This window comes from Variovorax sp. RA8 (genome assembly GCF_901827175.1).
GTDB lineage: Bacteria > Pseudomonadota > Gammaproteobacteria > Burkholderiales > Burkholderiaceae_C > Variovorax.
The window spans coordinates 4,231,018-4,253,583 of record NZ_LR594662.1; the positions used below are offsets into that span (position 1 = coordinate 4,231,018).

Genomic DNA, 22,566 nt, shown 5'->3' on the forward strand with positions numbered 1-22,566 from the left:
TTCAAGCCGTCGTCGCGGCGCTAGCGGAATGAGGATGGAAGCAGCGCAGCTGCCGCTCCGGCAGGCGCACCAGCGGCGGTGCCGCGCGGCAGGCCGCATCGGCACGCGCACAACGGGCCTGGAAGGCGCAGCCCGGCGGCAGCGCGAGCAGCGAAGGCGTCATGCCCGGGATCTGCGCCAGCGGCCGACCGCGCGGATTGCGCGAAGGCGCGCTGGCGATCAGGCCGCGGGTGTAGGGGTGGCGCGGCCGCTCCAGCACCTCCGCCACGGCGCCCTGCTCGACGATGCGCCCGGCATACATCACCGACACCGTGTCGGCCAGGCCCGCAACCACCGAGAGGTCGTGCGTGATCCAGATCAGCGCGGTGCCCGACTCGCGGCACAACGCCTGCATCTCCGCGAGGATCTGGCCCTGGATGGTCACGTCCAGCGCCGTGGTCGGCTCGTCCGCGATGATCAGGTCAGGCTCGTTGAGCAGCGCAATCGCGATCGCCACCCGCTGCCGCATGCCGCCGGAGAACTGGTGCGGGTAGGCCAGCAGCCGCTCGTGCGGCGAGGCGATGCCCACCTTGGCCAGCGCCGCGGCCGCGCGCTCGCGCGCCGCCTTTGCAGTCACGCGGTGATGCGCGCGTACCGCCTCGATCATCTGCGTGTCGATGCGCAGCACCGGATTGAGCGTCATCATCGGATCCTGGAAGATCATCGCGACGCGGTTGCCGCGCACCGCCTGCAGCGCGCGCGGCGAAAGCTGCAGCAGGTCCAGCACCTCGCCGTCGCGCTGCGTCAGCAGCGCCTTGCCGCCGGTCACGCGGCCCGGTGCGTCGACCAGGCCCAGCATCGAGTAGCCCGTCATCGACTTGCCGCAGCCGGACTCGCCCACCAAGCCCATCACCTGGCCCCGGTGCACCGTGAACGAGACCTCGTCGACCGCGGTCGCGATGCCGGCGCGGGTGAAGAAACGGGTCTGCAGCCCTTCGACGATCAGCGTGGGAGTCGTCATGGTGCTCACTGCCTCGAAAGCCGCGGGTTCAACACATCGCGCAGCTGGTCGGCCACCAGGTTGATGGCGAGAATGGTCGCCAGCAGCAGCAGGCCCGGATAGACCGACATCCAGTACTGCCCTGCCAGCAGCGACTGCTGGCCATTGGCGATCATCAGGCCCAGCGAGGGCTCGGTGATCGGCACGCCGATGCCCAGGAAAGACAGCGTGGCCTCCAGCGCGATCGCATTGGCCACCTGCAGCGCCGCCACCACGATCACCGGTGGCAGGCAATTGGGAAGCAGGTGCCGAAACACCACGCGCGCGCCCGAGAGCCCCAGGCCCTGCGCGGCCTCGATGTATTCCTTCTTGCGCTCGACCAGCGCGGCGGCGCGCACGGTGCGCGCGTAGTAGGCCCACTGCACCGCCACCAGCGCCAGCGCGACATTGCCGACGCCCGGCTGCAGCACCGTGATCAGCACCAGCGCCAGCAGGATGGCCGGGAAGGACAGCTGGATGTCCACCACCCGCATCAGAAAGGCATCGAGCCGCCCGCCCGCATAGGCCGCCACCAGGCCCAGCGTGCTGCCCAGCGACAGCGCGGCCACGGTTGCGACGATGCCGATGGCCAGGGAGATGCGCAGGCCGTAGAGCATGGCGGAGAGCATGTCGCGCCCCTGCTCGTCGGTACCCAGCAGGAAGAGCCGGCCGGCCTCGGCTGCGTGCGATCCCGGCGGCAGGCGCGCATCGAGGATGTCGAGCTGCGCCAGGTCGTAGGGATTCTGCGATGCCAGCACCGGCGCCAGCAGCGCGGCGAGCGCCAGCAGGAGCAGCAGCGCGGCGCCGACGACGGCGATCTTCGACCCGGCGTACTGCCGCAGAAAGAGGCGCAGCGGCGATTCGACCGGTGGCGCCTCGGCAGTGGGTTTCAAGACCGGCAAGGCGGGCACCTCGGTGCCCTCGCCGAGGGCGGCGAACTGTGTACTCATGGTGATGGATCGTTGTTGTCGTGGAAAGCAGTGCCTGCAGCGATTCAGGCTCCGGCATCGCCCAGCCGCACGCGCGGGTCGAGCGCCGAATAGGCGATGTCCACCAGCAGGTTGAGCAGCGTGAACATCGCCACCACCACCAGCAGGTAGGCCACCACCACCGGCCGATCGAGCAGGCCGATCGATTCGATGATCAGCTTGCCGGCACCGGGCCAGGCGAAGATGGTTTCGGTGACGGCAGCGAAGGCGACCAGCGCGCCGAACTCCAGTGCCACCACCGTGACGATGGGCACCATGATGTTCTTCAGCACATGCACCCCCACCACCCGCGCCGGCGACAGGCCTTTGGCACGCGCGAACTTCACGTAGTCCTGCGTCAGCGCCTCGCGCGTGCCGGCCCGCGTGAGCCGCGTGACCAGCGCCAGCTTGAAGAGCGCGAGGTTGAGCGCCGGCAGCAGCAGGTGCTTCCAGCCCTCGAGGCTGAAGAGCGACAGCTGCAGACCGAGCAGCTCCTGGGTCGGCCCGCGGCCGCCGGCCGGCAGCCAGCCGAGCTGCACCGAGAACACCATGATCAGCATCAGCCCCACCCAGAAGGTCGGCAGCGAGAAGCCGAGGATGGAGCCGGTCATGATCGCCTTGCCGGCGAAGGACTCGGGCCGCAGCCCGGCCCACAAGCCCAGCGGCAGCCCGATGCCCATGGCAATCGCCATCGCGACCACGGCCAGCTCCAGCGTCGCGGGCAGGCGCTCGAACACCAACGCAACCGCCGGCACACCATGGACGAAGGACTGCCCCAGGTCGCCCTGCAGCGCGCGCCACAGGAATTGCGCGTACTGCAGCGGCAGGGAGCGGTCCAGGCCCATGGCATGCGCGAGGCGCGTGCGCTCGGCCTGGTCGGCATCCATGCTGATCAGGATGTCGGCCGGGTTGCCGATCAGGTAGACGCTGGCGAAGACCAGCAGGGACATGGCAAAGAGCACGAGCAGGCTCTGCCCGAGGCGTCGTATCACGAAGGCGAGCATGGGTAAGGCCGGCGGTGGTTCAGGAAGCTGCGAGGCGCACGCGCCGCATCAGGTAGCCCAGGCAGTCCTGGCGGATGGCGCGCAGGTCGCGCGTGAGCATGGCAGCGATGGCAGGCTGCGCCAGGCGAACCCGCCGCTCGCTGTGCTGGAAGAGCCCGGCGATCGGCCGGCCGTCGAGGCCGAAGGCCCGCAGCGGCTCGACCGCCAGCTGCGGCGCGGTGGTGGCGATGACATGGCCGGCCTCGAGCGCGCGGAAGTTGAGCGACTCGATCTCGGGCAAGAGGCGGATGTCGGCCTCGTTGTCGCCGTGATCGTCGCAGGCCAGGGACAGCGACTCGGCCACCTTCAGCACCGCGAAGGCCTCGAAGATATCGAGCGATTCGCCCTCCCCGGGCGCGTCGCCGGACTCGAAGAGCGCGGGCCCCGCGCGCAGACACTTGTCGATCAGCGCCGCTGCGCGGAACACGCCCTGTGCGCTGCCGATCTCGCCGCACTCGCAGCTGATGGTCGGCGAGAAGGCCGCGAAGGCCGCACCCAGCGAAGGCTGCGATTCGATCAACACGGCCAGCGGCGAGAACAGGCGTGCGAGCACCAGGTGCTGCCGCTGCGTGCCGCTCAGGCAGCTGTACAGCGGGTTGCGGCCGGAGTTGTTGTGCAAATCCAGCGTGGCGAAGACGGCGCGCTGCCGCATGACCTCCACCACCGCCGCCGCCATGTGCTCGTACGGCGTGCGCGGAGGCGCAGTCGACCAGATGCGGTTGAAATCGGGCTGGTCCTCCAGCCGACGTACGCCGGCGCCCGCCGCGTCCACATTGCCCACGAAAACCGAGAGCCCGCGGGGCAGCCGGCGCGCGCCGTAGCTGGCCAGCACCGACTGCAGCGCCAGCAGGCCGACGTCCTCGTTGCCGTGCAGCAGGATCGAAACGAACAAGCGCTCCGGCGCATCGCCGGGCAGGTGGATCAGCGTGGGCCCCGGCAGCACGCGATGCAGTTCGCGCGCCGCGGCGGTCATGAAGCCGGGAGGCAGGTGGTCGAGCTGCTGCAGCATGTTCGTGCGCCCTCCCGTCAATCCGGCCGGACCTGGTGGGCCAGCGTGAACTCGTCCACCCGCGGCACGAAGGCGATGCCCTTGCGGCCGGCCCAGGTCGCGACCTGGTGGTAGAGCGGGATGATGGCGAAGTCCTTCGCCAGCGCCTGCTCGGCCGCGTCCTGCAGCAGTTGCTCGCGCTTGCGGTCGTCCACCGTGCGCAGCGCCTCGGTCAGCAGCGCATCGAACTGCGGACTGGCGTAACTGCTCCAGTTGGTGGCGCCCATGCCCTTCTCCTTGTCGGGCGTTCCCAGCAGGCCGCGCATCGCGCCCGAGGGCTCGCCGCCGCCCACGCCCCAGCCGAGCAGGCCGAAGCCCAGCTCCTTCTTCGATGCCCGCCCCACGTAAGTCGCCATCGGCGAGACCTGCACCTTGGTCGCGATGCCGCCGCGCGTGAGCATCTGGCCGATGGCCTGCACCACCTGCTCGTCGTTGATGTAGCGGTCGTTGGGCCCGAAGAGCGTGAGGCCGAAGCCTTCGGGATAGCCCGCGTCGGCCAGCAGCCTGCGCGCGCCGGCCAGGTCGACGGCCTCGGGCTTCAGCTTCGGATTGAAGCCGAACATGCCGGGCGCGGCGATGTTGGCGGTGGGCACGGCCAGTCGGTCCAGCACGCGCTCGGCCAGCAGCTTGCGGTCGATCAGCTTGGAGATGGCCTGTCGCACCCGTGCATCCTTCAGCGGATTCTTCGCCAGCGGCCGGCCCTCCTTGTCGGTGACGAAGGGCGAGCTGTCGCGATGGTCGGTGTAGAGGAACATCACGCGGCTCGAGACCTTGTCGAACACGCTCAGGTCCTTGTTCTGCCGGAACTGCGAGACCAGGTTGGCCTGCACGTTCTCCACCAACTGCACGTCGCCCGACAGCAGCGCCGACATGCGCGCCGCATCGGCCGGCAGCATGCGCAGCGTGAGCGCAGCCCAGGCCGGCTTCGCGCCCCAGTAGTCGTCGAAGCGCGCGAACTGCACCGAGGCGCCCGGGCTGAACTTCACGATCCGGAACGGGCCGGTGCCCGCATCCACTTTCACCTGGTTGAAGTCGTCGGTGTTCGCCTTCTCGGCCGCCTTCTTCGAGACGATGAAGATGCGCGTCAGGTCGTTCGGCAAGAGCGGCGCGGGCGCGGCGGTGGTGAGCTGCACGGTCAGCCGGTCGATCGCCTTCTTGCCCGTGATGTTGCGTGTGTAGGTGGCGAAGGAGCTCGGACTGTTGGCGATCGCCGCCGGGCGGTCGAGCGAGAACAGCACGTCCTCTGCGCTCAGGCTGCTGCCGTCGTGGAACTTGACGCCGTCGCGCAGCTTGAACTCCCAGGTCCGGTCGTCGACCACGCGCCACGAAGCGGCGAGCGCAGGCACCAGGCGCGTGTCGGGGTCCAGCGCCACCAGCGTCTCGTAGGCGTGGCTCACCACCGCGCTGACGGCGTCGTTGTTGTAGAAGTGCGGGTCCACCGTGCCGGGACTGCTGGCGAGCCCGATGCGCAGTTCCTGCGCGGGCAGCGCGCAGGCGGCGAGCGCCATCGATGCCGCGCACAGCCAGTCGCGCAGGCGGCCTTGTCTCCATCTCATGGTTCTTCTCCGGTTCGAAAACATTGGTTTGCACGAGCGCATCCGCCACGCCTGCGAAGCGTGGTGAGGATGGCGATCGCCCTTCACAGAATCGCCGGGCACTGGCATGCTCACGCCCTTCGATTCGGCGAATCGACTGCGCCGCAATCGATGACCGCGAAATTACCAAGCGGCGAATTTTTCGCCTTGTATATTCTTAAGGTCCGCCGGACCTGGGCCTTCGATGGAACTCCTCGACTCCTGTTACTGGCGAGACGCTGAACTCGCGGGGCTTCAATTCACTGCCAACCGCTTCATGCAGCGCGAGATCCGGCCGCACCGTCACGTGGGCTTCACGCTCGCGGTGTGCGACACGGAGTTGCAGGTGCGCACGCCCGGAGGCGCGATGGTGGTGCCGCCCGGCACGCTGCTGCGCATCGCGCCGCATGTATGGCATTCGGTGCAGGCCAGCAGCACGCCCTGGCGCGAAGACGCGATGTACTGCAGCTTCGCGGTCGCGCGCTGCGTGAGCCCGGCCGATGCCGGCGGCGCCCAGGTGCAGCAGGTCGAAGGCGACGCGGCGGTCGCCGTCTTCCCGCAGCCGTCGACGGCGCGCGATTTCCTCGAATGCCATCGCCTGCTGCAGGAGGCCGCGCGCAGCCGCAACGAAGAAGCCGGCGCAATCGGCCGCGCGCTCATGCGCGAGCGCCTCGCGCAATGGATGCCGCTGCAGGCCGTCGATGCGCCAAGGGCGCAGCAGGGCTCCACACTCGTCATCGACAGCGGCGACGAACGCGTGAACCGGCTCTACGGCCTGATCGCCTCGGGCTTCCACCAACGCCTCACGCTCGATGGCCTGGCCGAGACGGTGGGCTGGCATCCGGTGCACCTGCAGCGCCGCTTCAAGAGCGCCTGGGGCTTCACCCCACACGAGCTGCTGGTGGGCCACCGCATCGAGTACGCGCGTGACCTCATCGCCGGCGGTGCACGCGTCACCTATGCGGCGCACGCTGCCGGCTTCAGCGACCAGAGCCATCTGCACAAGACCTTCCTGAGCACCTACGCGGTGGTGCCGGGCGAGTACCGGCGCCTGTCGGCGCTCGATGCGCTGCAGCCACCATCGGCGCGCAACGGCATCGTGGAGTGAAGCGCCGCGAATAGTCCGCGCTCACCCGCCCACGTACGCCGCGAGGTGCTTGCCGGCAAGGGTGGCGCGGTCGGCGACGAGGTCGGCCGGGGCCGGACCTGCGCTGCGGCGCTGGATGCTCAGCCCGAATGACGGGCGAGCGCGGCAGGCCCGCCAAAGCCACGGCGTCGCCTCACGGCAGGCTCCCGACCCGGATGCGCGTGCCGTCGTTGAGCGTGTCCGGATCGTCCAGCCGCACCGGGTCCACATAGCCGTCCATCAGCGAGCGCCGGTACTGCGGATTGAGGTTGAAGAGCTGAGCCAGCGCCTCGTCGTAGCCCATGCCGTCGCGCTGGCCCTTGGCCTCGGCCATGCGGCTGAAGCTGGAGCGCTCGCGCACCTGGCCGTCGACGGTCCAGTACTCGGGGCGCGGCGGCTGCTGCGGGTCGGGCTGTTGCTTCGGCGGATCCTGCGGCTGCGGAGGATTCGGATTGGGCGTCGTGGTGTGGCCGGCCGTTGGCGTGGGTGTCGGCGTGGGTGTCGGCGTGGGACTCGCCGATGCCGTCGCGCTGGGTGACGGCGTCGCGCTGGCGCTGGCAGTCGGGCTGGTGCTCGGGCTCGGACTCGCCGGCCCGCTCGTCTGCCGAACCCCCGGCGTGATCCCCGCAGCCGCCGCCTTCTCCTTCTCGTGCAGCGACCACTCTTCCGCCAGCACGCGCCCGCCGACCGCGACGCCCAAGAGCACCAGCGGCGGCCAGCCGCGGCGGATCCAGCCGTCGGAGATCTTCGTCGGCGTGACCTTGGCCTCGCCCAGCGGCGCGTTCACGTAGTTGGTCCAGCGCGTGTTGTAGACCCGCGGGCCCATCTTGCGGTTGGAGGCATATTCGTCGAGGTAGTCCTTCTGCGTGCCGCGGAAGATGCCCACGTCCGACAGCACCTTGAGGATCTGCGGTGCGGCCAGGTCCCACTGCCCGGCCTTGGCGTAGATCAGGCCCTGCATCCCGTCCGCGATGGTCAGCGCGATGGTGCCGCTGGAGTCGCCCCACGACGAGTACTGCGGCAGCCGCTGCACGAAGGAAGGCTTGACCATCGGCTTGCCGTCGGCGTCCACGCCCGCATGCTTGACCGCGTTCGGATTGCCCAGGCCCTTGAGGAAGCGCACGAACCACGCGTTCTTGTCGGTGGCCTTGTAGACCGGCACCGGCTTGCCGTTCTTGCCTAGCGGAATCGCGGTCGGGTCCGGCGTGGTGCCCGCGGCCGGCGGAGTCTCGCCCCGCTCCTTGATGTCCAGGCCGCTGCGGGCTTTCCCGATGGTCGCGTAGCGCCCGGCCACGGTGGCGCCCAGGCCGGTGGCGTTGCCGATGGCGTAGTGCAGGCTGCCCTCGTTGCCGATCCACTGCCGCGCGCCGTCGAGGGTCGTGATGTTCCAGGTCCACTGCTGCGCGGCGCCGTCGAAGAAGGGGTTGAGGTACAGGCGCGTGCCGGCCGAATGGCTGAGGCCGAAGCTCAGCACCCGCGCGCCGAACAGGGCCCGGCCCAGCGGCGAATTCGGCGAAGTCAGCGTGCCGGGGCTGCCGTCGAGCACATCCTTCGAGCGCTGGTCCGCGGGGTTGGCGCGCAGCGTCTCTGCCGCCATCGCGACGCTCTGGCGGTCGGCCTTGGGAATGCCGCGCACCGCGCCGCGCGCGCCGGTGGTGTGGCGCTGCACCGTGTCGAGCGGGATGCCCTCCAGCACTTTCAGCGCAGCGTTGACGTCGCCCTGGCGCGTACTCAGCGTGTCGACGGCCTCGCGGTAGCGCGCGCGATCGGCACCGGGCACATTGCGCAGCACGCGCCCGCGCAGCGCGCCGGCGTACTGCGTGCCGCGCCCCACTTCGGGCGCGGTGGCCAGCAGCGCCCGGTCGTCGACGGTAGCCTTGCCCGCCTCGAGCCGCGAGAGCGCCTGCGCGTACTGCGTGCGCAAGGCCGGCGGCACCCGGTTGACCCATCCGCGCTTGCCGATCAGCGGCCGGGCGGCACGTTCGGCCGCGCCCCGTTCCAGCGTCGCCAGCGCGGCGGCATCGGCCGGATCGCGCGCCAGCGTCTCCAGCGCCTGGCGGTAATCGGCGCGGCCCTGGATGCCGCGGCGCGCCGCATGCCAGCTGACGAGCTGGGCCTTGAGCTGGAACAGCGCGGCCTGCTGTTTCTCCGGATCGGCGATGTTCGCGATCTGCGCGAAGGCGTTGTCGTCCTTGGGGTTCAGGTGCTTCTGCAGCCGGATCTTGGCGGTCTGGCGCGCGCCCGCGACGCCGCCGCGGTAGAGGAAGGCATCGAAGGCATAGCGCAGGAACACGTTGCGCGCGCCGATGTAGCTGCCGAGCCCGGCGCCGGCCATGCTCCAGCCCATCGAGCCGCCGCCCCAGCGCACGGTGGCGTAGAAGGCCGCGCCGGTGCCCACGATGTAGGCGGTCGACTTGGCGAAGAGCTTGGCCTTGTCTCTGCCGCTGTAGACCTTGTCGTTGGCCGCCATCGCGCTGTGCGGATCGACGAACTGCTCGCCCGGCTTCGGCGCGTGCACGGCATTGCGGTTGGCGATGCTGACGGGGTTGACCGAGCCGTCGGGCCGCACCGCGACGATGCCGTCGACCTGGTCGTTGCGGAAGCTGCCGCTGGCCACCACCTCGGCCATGGCAGTCTTCGGGCCGATCAGGCGTACCACGCCGGCCTGCGCGCTGCCGCTCGCCTGCGCTTGCGCCGCGGCCGCCGCGCGGGCGGCCTCGAAGCTCGAGTAGACATGCTGGCGGTCGAGCAGCGCAAAGGTCTTGTCGGGCGCACCCTGGTTGAGGCCGTTGGCATCCTTCGCGAGCACATAGCGGCCGCCCACGAAGTCCGGCGCGCCGATGAAGGTCGGCGCCTGGCCGCGCGCCCATTGCACGAAGCGGCGGCGCAGCGGGATGTCGCGTGCCGCATGGCCGTCGGGCGAGCCGGCCGAGGCGAGGTACTGGGTCTGCTCGATGTCGGCGTGCGTGGGCAAGGCGGTGCCGGCTTCCAGCTCCGCCATCGTCGCGGGGCCGGCGTAGGCCGGCCGCTTGTCGGTGAAGCTCGGGCTGCCTTCGAGCAGGAGGTCGATGTCGGGGCCGTTGTAGGCCAGGCCGGTCGACTGGCCCGACTGGTGAGGGGTGGTGCCGTGGCGGGTCGTGGGCTGCGCTGCGGCGGGCTTCGCTGCGGCGGGTTGTGCCGTGGCATGCGTCTGCGGCGCTGGCTGCGCGGGCGGTTGTGCCGTGGCAGGCGTCGCTGCGGCAGGCCGCGCTGTCGCGGTTGCGGTGGCCGGGGCGGGTGCGCCGGCACGCCATGCGGCGGCGCGCGTGTTGGGGATGGCGATCGGGAACAGCTCGCCGGCGGCATTCACATGCACCGCGCCCATGATGTCGTCGGCCGCCGCGCGCCCCTGCCTCATCAGCGCGCCGCGGCTGCCCTGCAGCGCGATGCGGTGCACCCAGGCACCGCCCATCGCCTCGGCCGCGACGCTGGCCTCGGCGAAGCTCGCAAAGGTGTTGCTGCGCCGGGCCCTGACGCCGGCGCCGCCATAGAGGGTCTCGCCCGGGTCCAGCTTCGACACCGCGAACAGCTCGGGCGCGCCGGCCGCCGGCTCCTCCACCAGGCGCGCCCGCACCGCGGCCTCGCCCGCCGAGGGCTGCAGGCCGCGCAGCGTCGAGCCCGGCTGGCTGGCGCGCTCGTGGTAGGCCATCAGCCGCTGGATGCGCTGCGCGATCGCCACCCAGCTGCGGTTGCGGCCCAGGGTGGTCGGCGGCATCGGCACGCCGTTCGCATCGAAGCCGGGCGTGGAGCCCGCGGGCGTGCCGGTGGTGGCCGGCTGCACCGGCGGTGTCGCGGCCGGCGCTGCGGGTTGCCCGCCCTGCCCTGTGGTGCCGGTGCCGGCGGGGTTGTTGGCCGGAGCCTGCGGCTGGACCGGCGTGGTGTTCGATCCTGCGCCCGCACCCGAGGCCGGCGTCTGCGCCGCCGCGGCCGGCGGCAGGGGTTGCTGGCCTTGGCCGTGGCCGCCGCTGCCCGCCGGACTGTTGTTGGCGGAGGCCTGGGGGTTGAGCTGCCGCACCACCGCAATGCGGTGCGGCGAGCGCGTGAAGGGTGCGTTCGCGACATCCCCCTCCCCGCCCGCCGCCAGCGCCAGCTGCTGCTGTTGCGGCTCGCGCGCCGCGTTGCGTGCCGATCCCGCGGCAGTGCCGGGCGCGCCAGGCTCCGGTCCATCGCCGGAGGGACGGCGCAGCACCAACGGGATCACCGGGGCCAGATCGGCATCGGGCGATGCCTCGGCGGCCACGGGCGGGGGGCCGTCCGGATGCAGAGGCGTCACGTTGTCCGGCACAGGCTCAGGGGCGGCGACCGGCGTGGCCGGTGCTTCGCGGAAGGGCAGCAGCGCCGCATCGTTGCCGCCGCCCGCCTGCCCTTCGTCGAAGGCGTCGGCACCGCTGCCGCGCCGGCTGTCCAGTGCCACCACGTTGGAAGGCTCCGCCTCCGGCGCGTTCGTCGTGCGGCCTGCCGTCGTGAAGCCGGCCTGCGTGGCCTCGTGCACCTGCGGCTTGATCGCGTCGTGGACCCGCAGGTAACCCTTGGCGAACACCGGCGAGGCGAAGCCGCTGGCATTCATCGCCAGCATCGCGAACTGGCTGCTGCGCTCGCCGGGCGCCAGCTGGTCCCAGTTGTCGTGCAGGTAGCGCGCGCCCTCCTCGAAGGCGTAGGCGCTGCCCGCATCCAGCGGGCCCACCTTCTTCAGCACGCCCACCGGCAGCTTCGCGAACGGCCGCGCCATTGCCGAGGCCGGCTGGCCCCAGGCCTGCGCGCTTTGCGTGTAGCGCTCGAAGTCGGCGAAATGCTTGCCGGCCAGCGCCGCGTTGCCGCTCTCCTTGCCGGCTTCCTTGAGCGCGGCCTGCAGCGCATTGCGCGCACGCATGGCCTGCATCGTCGCGCGGGTGGAGGCGCCGACCACCGGCACGGCCGCGACCGACAGGCCCAGGTTCAGCCAGTCCAGCCGCGCCTGCGTGCTGGTGAAGGGATTGATGTCCTGCCCATGGCTGCCCTGCTTGTAGAGGCTCTGGGCCGAGGTCACGGCGCCGTAGCCGGCCGCCAGCAGCGTGAGCGAGCCCGCGGCCAGCATCACGCCGGGCGCCGACAGCGTGCCGAAGGAGCCCACCGTGAGCACCACTCCCGCCACCAGCCCCACGCCGCCCACCACCCAGTCAATGTGCGAGGTGCGCCTGAAGGTTTCCCAGCCGGTCTCGGTGCGCGCGTCGCCGGTGTAGAGCTTGACGTTGCCGCGGTCGTCGAGCGTGAAGTTGCCGTCGCTCGGCATTGCGAGCTTCACGCCTTCCACCGGCAGGCTGTTGTTGGCGCGGTAGTCGTCCAGGCTGTCGTAGGTCCAGGCCTGCTCGTCGACGAACTCCATCTCCTTGCCGCGCGGATCGTCCTTGTTCTCGACCTTGAAGACGGCGGTCTTGACGACGCCGCCCTTCTCCGTGGCGTACACCACCGGCAGCACCGTCACCTTCGCATGCTCGCCGCCGTCCTGGATGATCTGGTCGACGATCTTGTCGCGCATCTCCTTCTGCTCCTTGCCCAGGCCGCCGTAGAGGTCCTGGGTGCGACGCAGCCGTTCGTTGGTGGCGGGCGCGTCGGGGTCGAGCTCGGTGGTGGGCTGCCAGCCCAGCGCGTTGGCCACCGTGTTGGCCAACTGGGTGCGGTTCTCCATTTCCGTGGGATCGCCGCCGTACTGCACGAAGTGGCTGTTGATGATGGACTGCGCCATGCGCGCCGGGTCCTTGTCGAAGAGCTTGTAGAGCGCGCGCGGGTCGTCGTGCTGCTCGGGGCTCAGGTTCTCGGCGATGTACTGGTACTCGCGCGCCGCGGCCTCCTGGTTGGCGCCGGCAGCCAGCATGCGGTCGGCGAAGCCGCTCTTCGTCCTGGCCTGCTCCAGCGCCTCCGCCGTGTCGCTGCCGCTGTCCGACAGGCCCGGATGCGCCCTCTTCCAGTCGTCGTGCGCCTTCTGCGCCGCATCGAGCTCGCGCGCGGCCACCTGCTTGTAGTGCTGGTTGCGGGTGGTGTACCAGTCATTGCGCGCGGTCTCGGCCTTCGCATGCATCTCGTCGGCGTACTCACGCGGCGGCTTGGCGTAGCTCGCGTTGGGGCGGCCGGCGCGCTCGTTGGCCTCGTAGAGCTGGCGCGTGCGGTTGGCTTCCTGCCACAGCATCACGGCATCCACCGCCTTCTGCTCGGCCAGTGCGATGTCGCGCTCGGCCTTGGCGTCGTCGCGCGCCTGGGTCAGCTGGGTCTTGTCGCCGCTGCCGGCATCGAGGGCGCTCTGGGCATCGGCCAGCTTGTCGTTGGCGTCGACGACCTTCTGGTCCACCGCCTTCTTGCGCGGGCCCAGGTCGTCGGTGAAGTTCAGCGTGGGCACCGGCTTGCCGTCGGGTCCGACCAGGGGCGGCGCGTCCTTCGCCGGCGGCGCGTCGGCGGCCATCTGCTTGCGCTCGGCGAGCACCTGGTCGCGCGCTTCCTGCGCCGCGATCAGGCGGCCGCCGCCCACGCTCTTGTCGGTGTTGGTGGCGTTCCAGAGTTCGGCGGTGGCCGGGTTCATCTTGTACGTGCCCTTCTGGACCACGTAGTTGGTGAACATGTCGCTCTGGCGGCCGAGCACCTCGGAGTTTTCCTTGAAGGTGACGGTGTAGCCGCCGCCGCAGGGGTTGTAGCGGACCTCCACGTCCTCCGGCGAGAGGCCCCTGGGCAGGCCGTCGGCCTTCACCCCGCCGTCCTTGCCCGGCACGATGTTCCAGGTCGGGTCGTAGTTGTCGGGGTAGATGTCGGTGGTGACCGTGTCGCCGTAGTTGCCGTTGTTGCGCGTCTCGGAGAAGGCGCTCAGCTGCGGCTTCGCGAAGGACGCAGTCGCATACGCATAGGGCGCGCCCAGGCTGGCCTGCTTGGCATGCTCGAGCTCGAGCCGGGTCTCGTAGTCGCGCACATCCAGGTCGAGCTGGTCGTATTTGTTCTGCGCCGTGTCGCGCTCGGCCTGGCTGGCCTTGCTGTCGGGCGCAGTGAGCCGCGTGACCTCGTCCTCCTGGTCCTTCAGCGCCTTGCGTGCTGCCGGCAGCTTGTTGTCGGCGATGTCCGCCTCTTCCTCGGCGGTGAGCGCAGGCTTGGCCTCGTCGGCCCCGCGCTGGGCGTCGCGCGCCTTGGTCTTCAGGTCCGCCAGGTGCTTGGGGTCGACCGCCTTGCCGGCCGCCTGGTCGTACTGCGCCTGGCGCCAGTCCTGCATGGCCTTGAGCGCATCGGCATCCTTCTGCGCGTCGGTCTGGTTCTGCAGGGCCACGCCCATCTGCTCGGCCGTGGCCGAGGGCGCCCACACGCCCTGCACGCCGGGCGGCGGCGTGGGCTTGCCGAGATTCGCCTGCGTGGTCGCCACCGTGTTGTTGGCGTCGTTCAGGCGCTTGCTGATCCCGTCGGCGTCGCCGGTGAAGCGCGCCGGGTCGAGCGTCGGCCCCTGCCCTTGGCTGCCGATCAGGTCGTTCTGCACTTCCTCCAGCGTGCTGGCCGCGGTGTCGGCCTTCGCGTTGGCGGCATCGACCTTCTGCTGCGCCTCCCACAGCCGGGCCGTGACCGGGTTCATCTCGGTCTTGCTCTCCTCGCCGTTGATGTCGAAGACGTAGTACCACTTGCCGTCGATCTCCTTGACCTGCTTGGCCATCTCGCTGCCGGGCGTGACCTCGAAGGTCCAGTCGTAGCCCTCGGGCAGCTCGGTGGTCTCGTAGTCGTCCTGCAGGAAGCCGCCGTGGTGCTTGACCTTGTAGGGCTGGGGCTGCTTCGCCTTCTCGGCCTCGTAGGCGGCCTTTGCATCGCGCAGCTCGGCGGCGCTGTCGCTGCGCTCCAGCTCCGCCCGGGCGTCGTCGCGCACTGCGTGCACGATGTCGCGCGCGTCGATGGCCAGGTCCAGCGCGTCCTGCGCAGCGGCCAGCTTCTTCGGGTCGTTGCCGGCCTTGGCGAGTTCGTAGGCCTTCGAAGCCTCGCTCACCTCGAGGTCGGCCACCTGCGCGTTGTAGTCGGCGTTCACCGAGCCGACGAAACTTTGCGTCTTGTTCGGGTCCTTCGGGTCGGGCGCGGTGCCGCCGTAGGTGCGCACCAGGCCGTCCAGCCGGTCGTTGGCCTCGTTGGAGAGCTGGCGCAGACGCGTGGCCTCGTCCTTGGCGTTCTGCTGGGCGGTGATGATGGTGTCATTGCCGCCGGCCTCCTTGCCGAAACTCTTGGAATAGGCCTCGGCCTTGTCGGCGGCGGCATCGGCGTCCTTCGCGGCCTGGCGGCCGTCGGCCACCTGCTTCTCGCCGTCCTTCTGCACGGTGTACTGCTCGCTGCGCAGTTGCCGCATCGCGGGGCTCTCGGCCTTGACGGCGTCCTTCGCCTGGTCGAGGTACTTGTCGATGCTGGAGGGATCGATCTCCTTGCCCTTCTCCACCGCATCGCGCAGCTTGGCGGCCTGGGCCGCGATCGCCTTGTTCGGGTCCTCGCCCTGGGCCTGGGCCTGCACGGCCGCCTCGCGCATGTCCTGCGCGGCGGCGGCCTGCCATTCGTCCACCGCCCCGTTGAGCTTGGCGAGGTCCTCCGCCTTGGGATCCTCGCCGCGGGCCTGCGCGGCGAACACCGGCTTGGCGGCCTTCTCCGCCTTGTCGAGCAGGGCCTGGGTCTGCGGGTCGGCAGGCCGTTCGGCAGCAGGCGCGGCACCGGGCGGCGCGTCGTAGAGGGCCACGGTCTTCTTCGCGGCATCGACCTCGCTCTGTGCCGCGCGCGTGCCCTCGGAGGGATCGTTCTGCGGCCGGCGCTGGCGCACGTCGTCCAGCTTGGAGTCGGCCAGCGTCTTCTCCTTGTCGCGCAGGCTGGCGGTGGCCTCTTTCTTGAGTGCGTCGGTTTCGTCCTTGCTGGACTGGGTGCGCAGCTTCTCGGCGTCGGCCTGGTCGTTCTTGTCCTTGCTCTTGGCCGCCTTGGCCTCGGCCGCCTCCGCAGCCTTGCGCGCCTCGTCGGCCTTCTTGCGCGCCTCTTCCGCGAGGCGCCGCGCTTCCTCGGCGCGGCGCTTGGCCTCCTCGGCGGCGCGGCGCGCTGCCTCCTCTGCGCGTCGTCGCGCTTCCTCGGCGGCGCGCAATGCGGCCGCGTTATCGATCGCGGCCTGGCCTGAGAGGTGGGAAGAACTGGCGGGTGCAACCATGGTGGTGTCTGGTGTTGTTCAGTTTTTTGAAGGAAGGGGCCTTGCGGTAGGGGTGCGGAGGCAGACGGCGCCGAGGTGCACGCAACCCTCGCACACCCACAAGCCCGGCATGCGGTGCGGGTCGGGCAATCCCCTCTGCGGCGCCGAGGAGCGCAGCCTTTCGCGGATCAGGGCTCGCGACTGTTTGAGCGAAGCGAGTTTGAGCGAGACCCCGCGAAAGGCGAGCACCGCAGGGAAGCCCCGAAGGGGCCGCCGCAGTGGGGTCGACCGGCCCGCACCGCATGCCGGGCGTGCATCCAACGACGGACCCAATCGGCTGCTACAGACCACTATTCAACCCCTTGCGCCCACCGCAGCAGCTTCGCCACCGGCGCGAACAGCGATCGCGGAATGGCCTGGTCCACCGGCACCTCGGCATAAAGACGCTCAGCCAGCTGCGGCTCGAATTCCATCGGCACCAGCCCCTCGCCCGCATGCCGCCGGATCTGCGCGGCGACATCGCCCTCGCCGCGCGCAATCACCCGCGGCAGGTCCTTCTCGCCCAGGTACTGCAGCGCCACCGCGGTGCGCGCCGAATGGATCACCGCCGAGGCCGTGCGCACCCGATCGCCCAGGCTCGCATACACCGCCTCGAAATGGGCCGAGCGCCGCCGCGACTGGTTGAGCGGGTCGCCCTCGACCTCCTTGTATTCCTGCCGCAGCTCCTCGATGGACATGCGCTGCTGCTTCATGAATTCGTAGTGCTCGTGCGCGTAGTCCACCATCGCCATCAGCGCATAGATCACCACCGCCCACCCGAACGCCACCAGCACCATGTGGGCCGCGGCGCGCATGATGGTGCCGGGAAAGGCATAGCCCAGCTTCAGCGCGCTGTCGACGAAGCCGCGCACCACGATGACCATCAGCGCCGCGAGCAGGATCGTCTTCACACTCATCTTCAGCAGGTTGATCAGGTTGCGCGTCGAGAAGATGCGCTTGGCGCCCTCGGCGGGGTTCATGCGGTTGACGTCGGGCTTGATCCGCTCCCACGCCGCCACCCCGCCCACCTGGAACAGCGAGCCCGCGATGCCCGCCACCGCGGCGATCGCCATGATGGGCAGCGTGCCCCACAGCAGCGCCTCGCCGGTGTGCAGCAGCAGCTCGGCGAAGCGGTCGTCGGGCCGCGTCAGCAGCGCGGCGCTGGTGGCATGCAGCCACAGCTCACGCAGAAGGCTGTAGAGCGTCTCGCCGCCCAGCCACACCGACACCAGCACCACCGCGAACACGGTGGTGGAAGCGACGTCGGAACTGAACACCACCTCGCCGCGCTTGCGCGCATCGCGCAGGCGCTTGGGGGTGGGCTTCTGGTCTTTCTCGGCCATCGTTGGCTACAGAGTTGCCCTCAAGAAGTCGAGCACCCCGTTCTCCGGCCGCAGGAACTCCTGCAGCGACTCGTACACGAAGAAGACGAAGAGCAGCATCATCAGATGCGCCAGCAGGCTCTTGAGCGGCTGCGAGAACACGAAGACGTTGAGCTGCGGCGCCACACGGCTGATCAGGCCCATGCCCAGCTCGACCAGCAGCAGCACGAAGATCACCGGCGCGGCGAGCTTCACGATCCACAGGAACAGCGTGTCGCCCTGCCGGATCGCGAACTGCTCCAGCACCGCGCCCACGTTGGGGAAGAAGGAGCCCACCGGCCACAACCGGTACGAGTCGACGATCACCCCCAGCATCGCAAGCAGCCCCCCGGCCGCGACGAAGAGCGTGATCACCAGCCAGCCCAGGAACTCGCCCGTGGGCCCGTTCTCGTGTCCGGCCACCGGGTCGAAGAAGGAGGCGTTGGCCGAGCCGGTCTGGAAGTCGATCAGGTCGCCCACGCTCTGGATCGCCCAGATGAAGATGCCGAAGCCCAGGCCCAGCAGCAGGCCGATCAGCGCCTCCTTGCCGGCGATCAGCACCCAGGTGCCGATGCCCACCTCAGGCATGGCCCCGGCGGCCGGCGACATGAAGATCGCGAGCATCAGCAAGAGGCCGTTGCGCACGATGCCGGTCATCATCCCGCCCGACAGGAAGGGCACGACCGCGAAGATCGCGAACAGCCGCGGCAACGTCAGCACCACGGACGAGAAGAACCTCTCGATGTTGGCGAGCTCGAGGGCGCTTTCCATGGCTACACGGTTCTCCGCGCGGCCCAGGCCTGCGAGGCCGCTTCCTCGGCCGCTTCGTCCTGGCGTGTCTCCTGCAAGGCCAGACGCTCGGCGCGGGCGCGTTGCTGCATCTGCCGGGCCTTCTCCAGCTCGCCGCTGGCGTCGCGCAACGCCTGGCGGCTGCGGGCCAGCACCTCTTCGCGCTGCGCATGGAACTCGCCCGCCTGCACGGCCTGCTGTTGGGCCTGCGCGATCTGCGCATCGAGCGCGCCGCTCCAGGCGCCGGCATGGCGCAGCTGCGCGACATTGCATTGCCCGCCGGCCAGCGCGCCGACCATGGCCTGCCAGTGCGCGGCCTTGCCCTGCACCTGCTGTTCGCACCAGGCCTCGGCCTGCAGAAGCTGTGCGCGGCTTTGCTCGGCCGCCACGCGGTCGCGCGCGACCACGCCCAGGGCGGCAGTCTTCTGGCGCTCGCGAACATCGATCAACAGCTTCCAGTCGATGCTGTTGGCGTTGCTGCTGCTCATGCTCAGGCCTCCTCCTGGAAGCGCTGCAACGCGGCCAGGCAGGCCTCGTAGTCCTGCTGCGCGTCGGGTGGCTGCGCAAGAAAATTCAGCATCGCCGGGCGGGCCCGGATGGCTGCGTCGGCCAGCGCATCGCTGCCCGCCTTGTACTCGCCGATCTGCACCAGCAGCTCCATCTCCTGGTACTTGGCCAGCAGGCCGCGGAAATGCGCCGCGGCCTCGCGGTGCGCGCGCGAAGTCACCAGCGGCATCACGCGGCTGATGCTGGCCAGCACGTCGATGGCCGGGTAGCGGTTGGCCGCGGCGAGCTTGCGCGAGAGCACGATGTGGCCGTCGAGGATGGAGCGAACCTCTTCGGCGATGGGGTCGTTCTCCTCGTCGCCCTCGGTCAGCACCGAGTAGACGGCGGTGATGGAGCCCGTGCGGCCGTGCCCTGCACGCTCCAGCAACTGCGGCAGCATCGAGAAGATCGAGGGCGGGTAGCTGCGCCGCGTCGGCGGCTCGCCGCTGGCCAGGCCGATCTCGCGCTGAGCGCGCGCAAAGCGCGTGAGCGAATCCACCAGCAGCAGCACCTTCTTGCCCTGGTCGCGGAAATGCTCGGCGATGGTGGTAGCCACGTAGGCCGACTTGATGCGCTCCATCGGCGGCCGGTCGGAGGTGGAGACCACCATCACCGTCTTCGCCAGGCCCTCGGGGCCCAGGCTGTGCGCGATGAACTCCTGCACCTCGCGCCCGCGCTCGCCGATCAGCGCGATCACGTTGACCTCGGCGCTGGAGCCGCGCGCCAGCATGCCGAGCAAGGTGCTCTTGCCCACGCCGGGCGGCGAGAACACGCCGATGCGCTGGCCTTCGCCCACCGTCAGCAGCGCATCGACGGCGCGGATGCCGGTGGGCAGCGGCGCCTCGATCATGCGGCGCGCCAGCGGGCTCACGGGCTCGCGGTGCACCGGCAGCTGCGCGCGCGTGGCAAGCGGGCCGCGCGCGTCGATGGGCTGGCCCAATGCGTCGAGCACCCGGCCCAGCAGCGCATCGCCCACCGGGCAGACATGGCCGCGGCCGGTGGGCAGCACCTCGGTCAGCGCCGAGATGCCGGTGATGGGGCCGAGCGGCGTGAGGATGGCGGTGTTGCCGCGAAAGCCCACCACCTCGGCCAGCAGCGGCGGCTCGCCCGGCGTGACCAGTTCGCACAGCTCGCCCACGTGGGCCTGGATGCCCGAGGCGTCGATCAGCATGCCCACCGCCTTGCTCACGCGGCCGCGCATCGACACCGGCGTGATGCGGCCGAAGGCCTGCTCGAGGTCGGCGACGATGTCGAGGGCGCCGGTAGCCGGAGCCTGGCTCATGGCGCGCTTTCTTTGGCGGGCAGCAAGCCGCCGCGCTCCACCGCGCGACGGAAGGCCTCCAACTGGGCCTCGACGCCGATCTCCAGCACGCCCGAGGCGGTCTGCACCACGCAGGCGCCGTGCTGCAACGAGGGGTCGGGCGCGACGCTCAGGCTCATGGTCCATTGCGATTCGTGGCGCAGCCGGGCCAGCACTTCGCGCAGGGTCGCCTCCTGGGCCGGCGCGACGCGCACGGTGACGAAAGGCTCGCTGCGAATGAGCGTGTCGACGCGCAGCAGCGCGGCCTCGAACAGTGCGGCCGGGTCGGCGCCGGCGATGAACTGCCCCACCGCCTTGACCACGATCTGCGCCATCGACGTGCGCAGCGCCTGCATCTGGCGCTCCGCCGCCAGGGCTTCGGACACCAGCTGCGTCGCGTACTCGGCCTTGGCCTGTTGCAGGCCCTGTTCGTAGCCCTGGCGGCGGCTGGCCTCCGCCTCCTGCTGCGCCTGCTGCGAGATGCGCCGCGCCTCGCGCCGCGCGGTCTCGACCACGGCCGAGGCATCGAGCAAGGCCGCGTACTCGTGTTCCTTGAGCACCTTGCGCTCGCTCAGGAGCTGCAGGTTCTCGGTGGTGATCAGAAAAGCCAGTCCCATTGCGGCAGTCTTTCGGGAACGATGCAGGAGAGCATCAGCTCGTGAAGTTGGCGGGCCTGGCGCGGCTCCAATTGCGGCAGCGCAAGGGAAGAGACGCGCCGCGGCAGCTTGTGCTGCAGGCGGCGCAGCACCGCCTCGCCCTCGGGCGCGAAAGCGCCCAGCAGCAGGCGGTGGCCACGTTCCAGCACGATGCGACCGGCGGCGATGGGGCGCTGCTCCAGCGCTGAATGGTTCATGCGCAGCTCGCTGAGCCGAGGCACGCGGTCGAGCACGAAGTCAACCGCGTCGGCATCCAGGCGGCAGGCTTGGCGGCGCAGTTGCCGGCCCGCACCGGCGCGCAGGCGGAACAGCGGCAGGTGGGCGCAGAAGCCGAGGTAGGCGGCGAGCCGGCGCAGCGCGCGCGCATCGAGCAGCGCCAGGCGCTTGAGGCGCGAATCGAAGTTGTAGTCCGCCGAGGGCGGCGGCGCCTGGTCGCGCCGCAGCAAATCGGCCAGCACCGCGCGGCCGCCCTCCCCCAGCCGCGCCGGCACGCGGTGCTGCGCCGGCCAGTGGGCCGGCAGCCAGCTGGGATGCAGGTCGTGCTCGGGATGCAGGTTGAAGCGCATCACCAGACGCACCAGGTCCATCGGGCCGGGGGCGGCCTGGGGCGGGCTGGGTGCGGTGGCGGACATGTGCATGCGACGGCCCCCTCAGCGCCTGAAGACCTGGCTGCGCGACCAGCTGCGCCAATCCAGACCTTGGCGGCGCAGAAGGCCGGGAAGCACCACGAGGCACACGGCCGCCGCGAACAGCAGGCCCAGCAGCAGCATCGCCGTCTGCGTGGAGAACAGGCCGAGCACCTGCGGCTGCGCAGCGGCGTTGGTCGCCGGCGTCGCCGCGGACCGGCGCGCCTCGAAGAGCGAGAGCGAGACCTGGTCGTGCGTCAGCCCTTCGATGCTGTGCGCCACCATGTCCTTCACCGCCGGCGCGAGCAGGCGCAGGTCCACATCGGGCCGGTGCTTGATGAAGACCGCGGCCGACGAGGGCCGGATCTTCTCGGACAACGGATCGTTGGCCGGGATGACCACGTGCACGCGCGCCGCCACCACGCCATCGACATTGCGCAGGGTCTGCGACAGCTCCTGCGAGACGGCGTAGATGTAGCGCATGCGCTCCTCGGAGGGCGTAGACACCAGGCCCTGCTTCTGGAACACCTCGCCCATGGTGGTGTAGCGCTCGGCCGGCAGGCCCTGCGTGCGCAGCACGTCGAGCGCCTGGCCCAGGCGACTTTGCTCGACTTCGACCTGCCAGCTCGTGCCTTCGAGCTTGCTCTTGGCGGCGTCGATGCCCTCGCCCGACAGGGCGGCCACGATCTCGTTGGCCTCCTGCTCGTTGAGGTTGGAGTACAGCGGGACCTTGCAGCCGGCGAGCGCCAAGAGCAGCAGCAAGGCGGCCAGCCAGCGGATGCGGGCGATGAAGGCGACGGGGTTCACCGGCCGCCTCATTGCTGGTTCTTCAGCAGCGTGCCGAACAGGCTGGTCGCGGCGCTGGCCAGCCCGGTGGAGATGTGCATCTTGGCGAACATCATGTGTGCCTCCATCGCGTGGTCGGTCATCACGAACATGGTCTTGATCGGGTCCGACAGGTCGATGGACTCGAGCATGCTGTGGCGCATCTCCTCGTAGGAGCGCACATTGCCCGAGAACTGCGCGGCCAGCGACCTGGCTGCATCGCCGATGGCGCTGGGCCCGGACAGGGCCGGCGGCGGGGCCTGCACGCCCTGCATCATGTTGGCGAACATGCGGGTGTCGCCCGGATCGAAGCGGGAGCCGCTCGTGTTCTGTTGCTGTTGCTGCTGCGCCGCGCCGGGCCCGGCGACTTCGGGCGGCGGCGCGCTCGCGGCGGCCGACGCGATGGGATCGGTCATGGTTCAGCTCCTGGTGAAAAGGGAAATGCCTGCACGAGGCCTTGCGGCCTCGT

Annotated in this window: 15 protein-coding genes; 1 reads left to right on the forward strand and 14 read right to left on the reverse strand. The window is 70.3% G+C overall.

What is annotated here, in order from left to right:
• Nucleotide 1 precedes the first annotated feature (1 nt).
• The 5 genes from E5P3_RS19790 to E5P3_RS19810 are packed head-to-tail and all read right to left on the reverse strand — an operon-like array spanning nt 2 to nt 5,633.
• Nucleotides 2-1,000 (reverse strand): ABC transporter ATP-binding protein, encoded by a 999-nt coding sequence (locus tag E5P3_RS19790; protein ID WP_162587526.1) that lies wholly within the window; start codon nt 998-1,000, stop codon nt 2-4.
• Between the two features lie 5 nt (nt 1,001-1,005).
• Nucleotides 1,006-1,968 (reverse strand): ABC transporter permease, encoded by a 963-nt coding sequence (locus E5P3_RS19795; protein WP_162587527.1) that lies wholly within the window; start codon nt 1,966-1,968, stop codon nt 1,006-1,008.
• A 44-nt stretch (nt 1,969-2,012) separates the two neighbouring features.
• The gene (locus E5P3_RS19800; protein WP_162587528.1) at nt 2,013-2,990 is read right to left on the reverse strand and encodes an ABC transporter permease; all 978 of its coding nucleotides are present in this window, start codon (nt 2,988-2,990) and stop codon (nt 2,013-2,015) included.
• A gap of 19 nt (nt 2,991-3,009) precedes the next feature.
• Nucleotides 3,010-4,038 (reverse strand): M14 family metallopeptidase, encoded by a 1,029-nt coding sequence (locus E5P3_RS19805; protein WP_162587529.1) that lies wholly within the window; start codon nt 4,036-4,038, stop codon nt 3,010-3,012.
• A 17-nt stretch (nt 4,039-4,055) separates the two neighbouring features.
• Entirely contained in the window at nt 4,056-5,633 is a 1,578-nt protein-coding gene (locus E5P3_RS19810) for an ABC transporter substrate-binding protein (RefSeq protein WP_162587530.1), read from the reverse strand.
• A 223-nt stretch (nt 5,634-5,856) separates the two neighbouring features.
• Here E5P3_RS19810 and E5P3_RS19815 point away from each other — a divergent pair, with 223 nt between their 5' ends.
• The gene (locus E5P3_RS19815) at nt 5,857-6,759 is read left to right on the forward strand and encodes an AraC family transcriptional regulator (protein ID WP_162587531.1); all 903 of its coding nucleotides are present in this window, start codon (nt 5,857-5,859) and stop codon (nt 6,757-6,759) included.
• A gap of 172 nt (nt 6,760-6,931) precedes the next feature.
• Here E5P3_RS19815 and E5P3_RS19820 read toward each other — a convergent pair whose 3' ends face one another.
• From E5P3_RS19820 to E5P3_RS19860, 9 genes are all read right to left on the reverse strand, one after another.
• Nucleotides 6,932-15,976, reverse strand: coding sequence for a DUF4781 domain-containing protein (locus tag E5P3_RS19820; protein ID WP_162587532.1), 9,045 nt, complete (start codon nt 15,974-15,976; stop codon nt 6,932-6,934).
• Nucleotides 15,977-16,305: 329 nt separating this feature from the next.
• Complete coding sequence (locus E5P3_RS19825) at nt 16,306-17,337, reverse strand: EscU/YscU/HrcU family type III secretion system export apparatus switch protein (protein ID WP_162587533.1); 1,032 nt, start codon at nt 17,335-17,337, stop codon at nt 16,306-16,308.
• Between the two features lie 6 nt (nt 17,338-17,343).
• Nucleotides 17,344-18,126 carry a type III secretion system export apparatus subunit SctT gene (gene sctT, locus E5P3_RS19830; RefSeq protein WP_162587534.1) on the reverse strand — a complete coding sequence of 261 codons (783 nt, stop codon included), beginning with the start codon at nt 18,124-18,126 and terminating at the stop codon, nt 17,344-17,346.
• A 2-nt stretch (nt 18,127-18,128) separates the two neighbouring features.
• Entirely contained in the window at nt 18,129-18,632 is a 504-nt protein-coding gene (locus E5P3_RS19835; protein ID WP_162587535.1) for a serine kinase, read from the reverse strand.
• 2 nt (nt 18,633-18,634) lie between these two features.
• A complete protein-coding gene (locus tag E5P3_RS19840) occupies nt 18,635-19,972 on the reverse strand; it encodes a FliI/YscN family ATPase (protein ID WP_162587536.1) in 1,338 nt (445 codons plus the stop codon).
• Nucleotides 19,969-20,607 (reverse strand): type III secretion system stator protein SctL, encoded by a 639-nt coding sequence (gene sctL, locus E5P3_RS19845; protein WP_162587537.1) that lies wholly within the window; start codon nt 20,605-20,607, stop codon nt 19,969-19,971. Before sctL ends, E5P3_RS19840 begins: the two co-directional genes overlap by 4 nt.
• Nucleotides 20,589-21,284: a SctK family type III secretion system sorting platform protein gene (locus E5P3_RS19850; RefSeq protein WP_162587538.1), complete on the reverse strand. Its 696-nt coding sequence runs from the start codon at nt 21,282-21,284 to the stop codon at nt 20,589-20,591. The genes sctL and E5P3_RS19850 overlap by 19 nt, the downstream gene beginning before the upstream one ends.
• A gap of 12 nt (nt 21,285-21,296) precedes the next feature.
• Nucleotides 21,297-22,079: a type III secretion system inner membrane ring lipoprotein SctJ gene (gene sctJ, locus E5P3_RS19855; protein WP_232073213.1), complete on the reverse strand. Its 783-nt coding sequence runs from the start codon at nt 22,077-22,079 to the stop codon at nt 21,297-21,299.
• A gap of 8 nt (nt 22,080-22,087) precedes the next feature.
• The gene (locus E5P3_RS19860; RefSeq protein WP_162587540.1) at nt 22,088-22,513 is read right to left on the reverse strand and encodes a hypothetical protein; all 426 of its coding nucleotides are present in this window, start codon (nt 22,511-22,513) and stop codon (nt 22,088-22,090) included.
• Between the last annotated feature and the right edge of the window lie 53 nt (nt 22,514-22,566).

Coding starts and splice junctions, on each gene's coding strand:
- E5P3_RS19790 (WP_162587526.1), bottom strand. CDS start 1,000: ATGACGACTCCCACGCTGATCGTCGAAGGGCTGCAGACCCGTTTCTTC.
- E5P3_RS19795 (WP_162587527.1), bottom strand. CDS start 1,968: ATGAGTACACAGTTCGCCGCCCTCGGCGAGGGCACCGAGGTGCCCGCC.
- E5P3_RS19800 (WP_162587528.1), bottom strand. CDS start 2,990: ATGCTCGCCTTCGTGATACGACGCCTCGGGCAGAGCCTGCTCGTGCTC.
- E5P3_RS19805 (WP_162587529.1), bottom strand. CDS start 4,038: ATGCTGCAGCAGCTCGACCACCTGCCTCCCGGCTTCATGACCGCCGCG.
- E5P3_RS19810 (WP_162587530.1), bottom strand. CDS start 5,633: ATGAGATGGAGACAAGGCCGCCTGCGCGACTGGCTGTGCGCGGCATCG.
- E5P3_RS19815 (WP_162587531.1), top strand. CDS start 5,857: ATGGAACTCCTCGACTCCTGTTACTGGCGAGACGCTGAACTCGCGGGG.
- E5P3_RS19820 (WP_162587532.1), bottom strand. CDS start 15,976: ATGGTTGCACCCGCCAGTTCTTCCCACCTCTCAGGCCAGGCCGCGATC.
- E5P3_RS19825 (WP_162587533.1), bottom strand. CDS start 17,337: ATGGCCGAGAAAGACCAGAAGCCCACCCCCAAGCGCCTGCGCGATGCG.
- sctT (WP_162587534.1), bottom strand. CDS start 18,126: ATGGAAAGCGCCCTCGAGCTCGCCAACATCGAGAGGTTCTTCTCGTCC.
- E5P3_RS19835 (WP_162587535.1), bottom strand. CDS start 18,632: ATGAGCAGCAGCAACGCCAACAGCATCGACTGGAAGCTGTTGATCGAT.
- E5P3_RS19840 (WP_162587536.1), bottom strand. CDS start 19,972: ATGAGCCAGGCTCCGGCTACCGGCGCCCTCGACATCGTCGCCGACCTC.
- sctL (WP_162587537.1), bottom strand. CDS start 20,607: ATGGGACTGGCTTTTCTGATCACCACCGAGAACCTGCAGCTCCTGAGC.
- E5P3_RS19850 (WP_162587538.1), bottom strand. CDS start 21,284: ATGCACATGTCCGCCACCGCACCCAGCCCGCCCCAGGCCGCCCCCGGC.
- E5P3_RS19860 (WP_162587540.1), bottom strand. CDS start 22,513: ATGACCGATCCCATCGCGTCGGCCGCCGCGAGCGCGCCGCCGCCCGAA.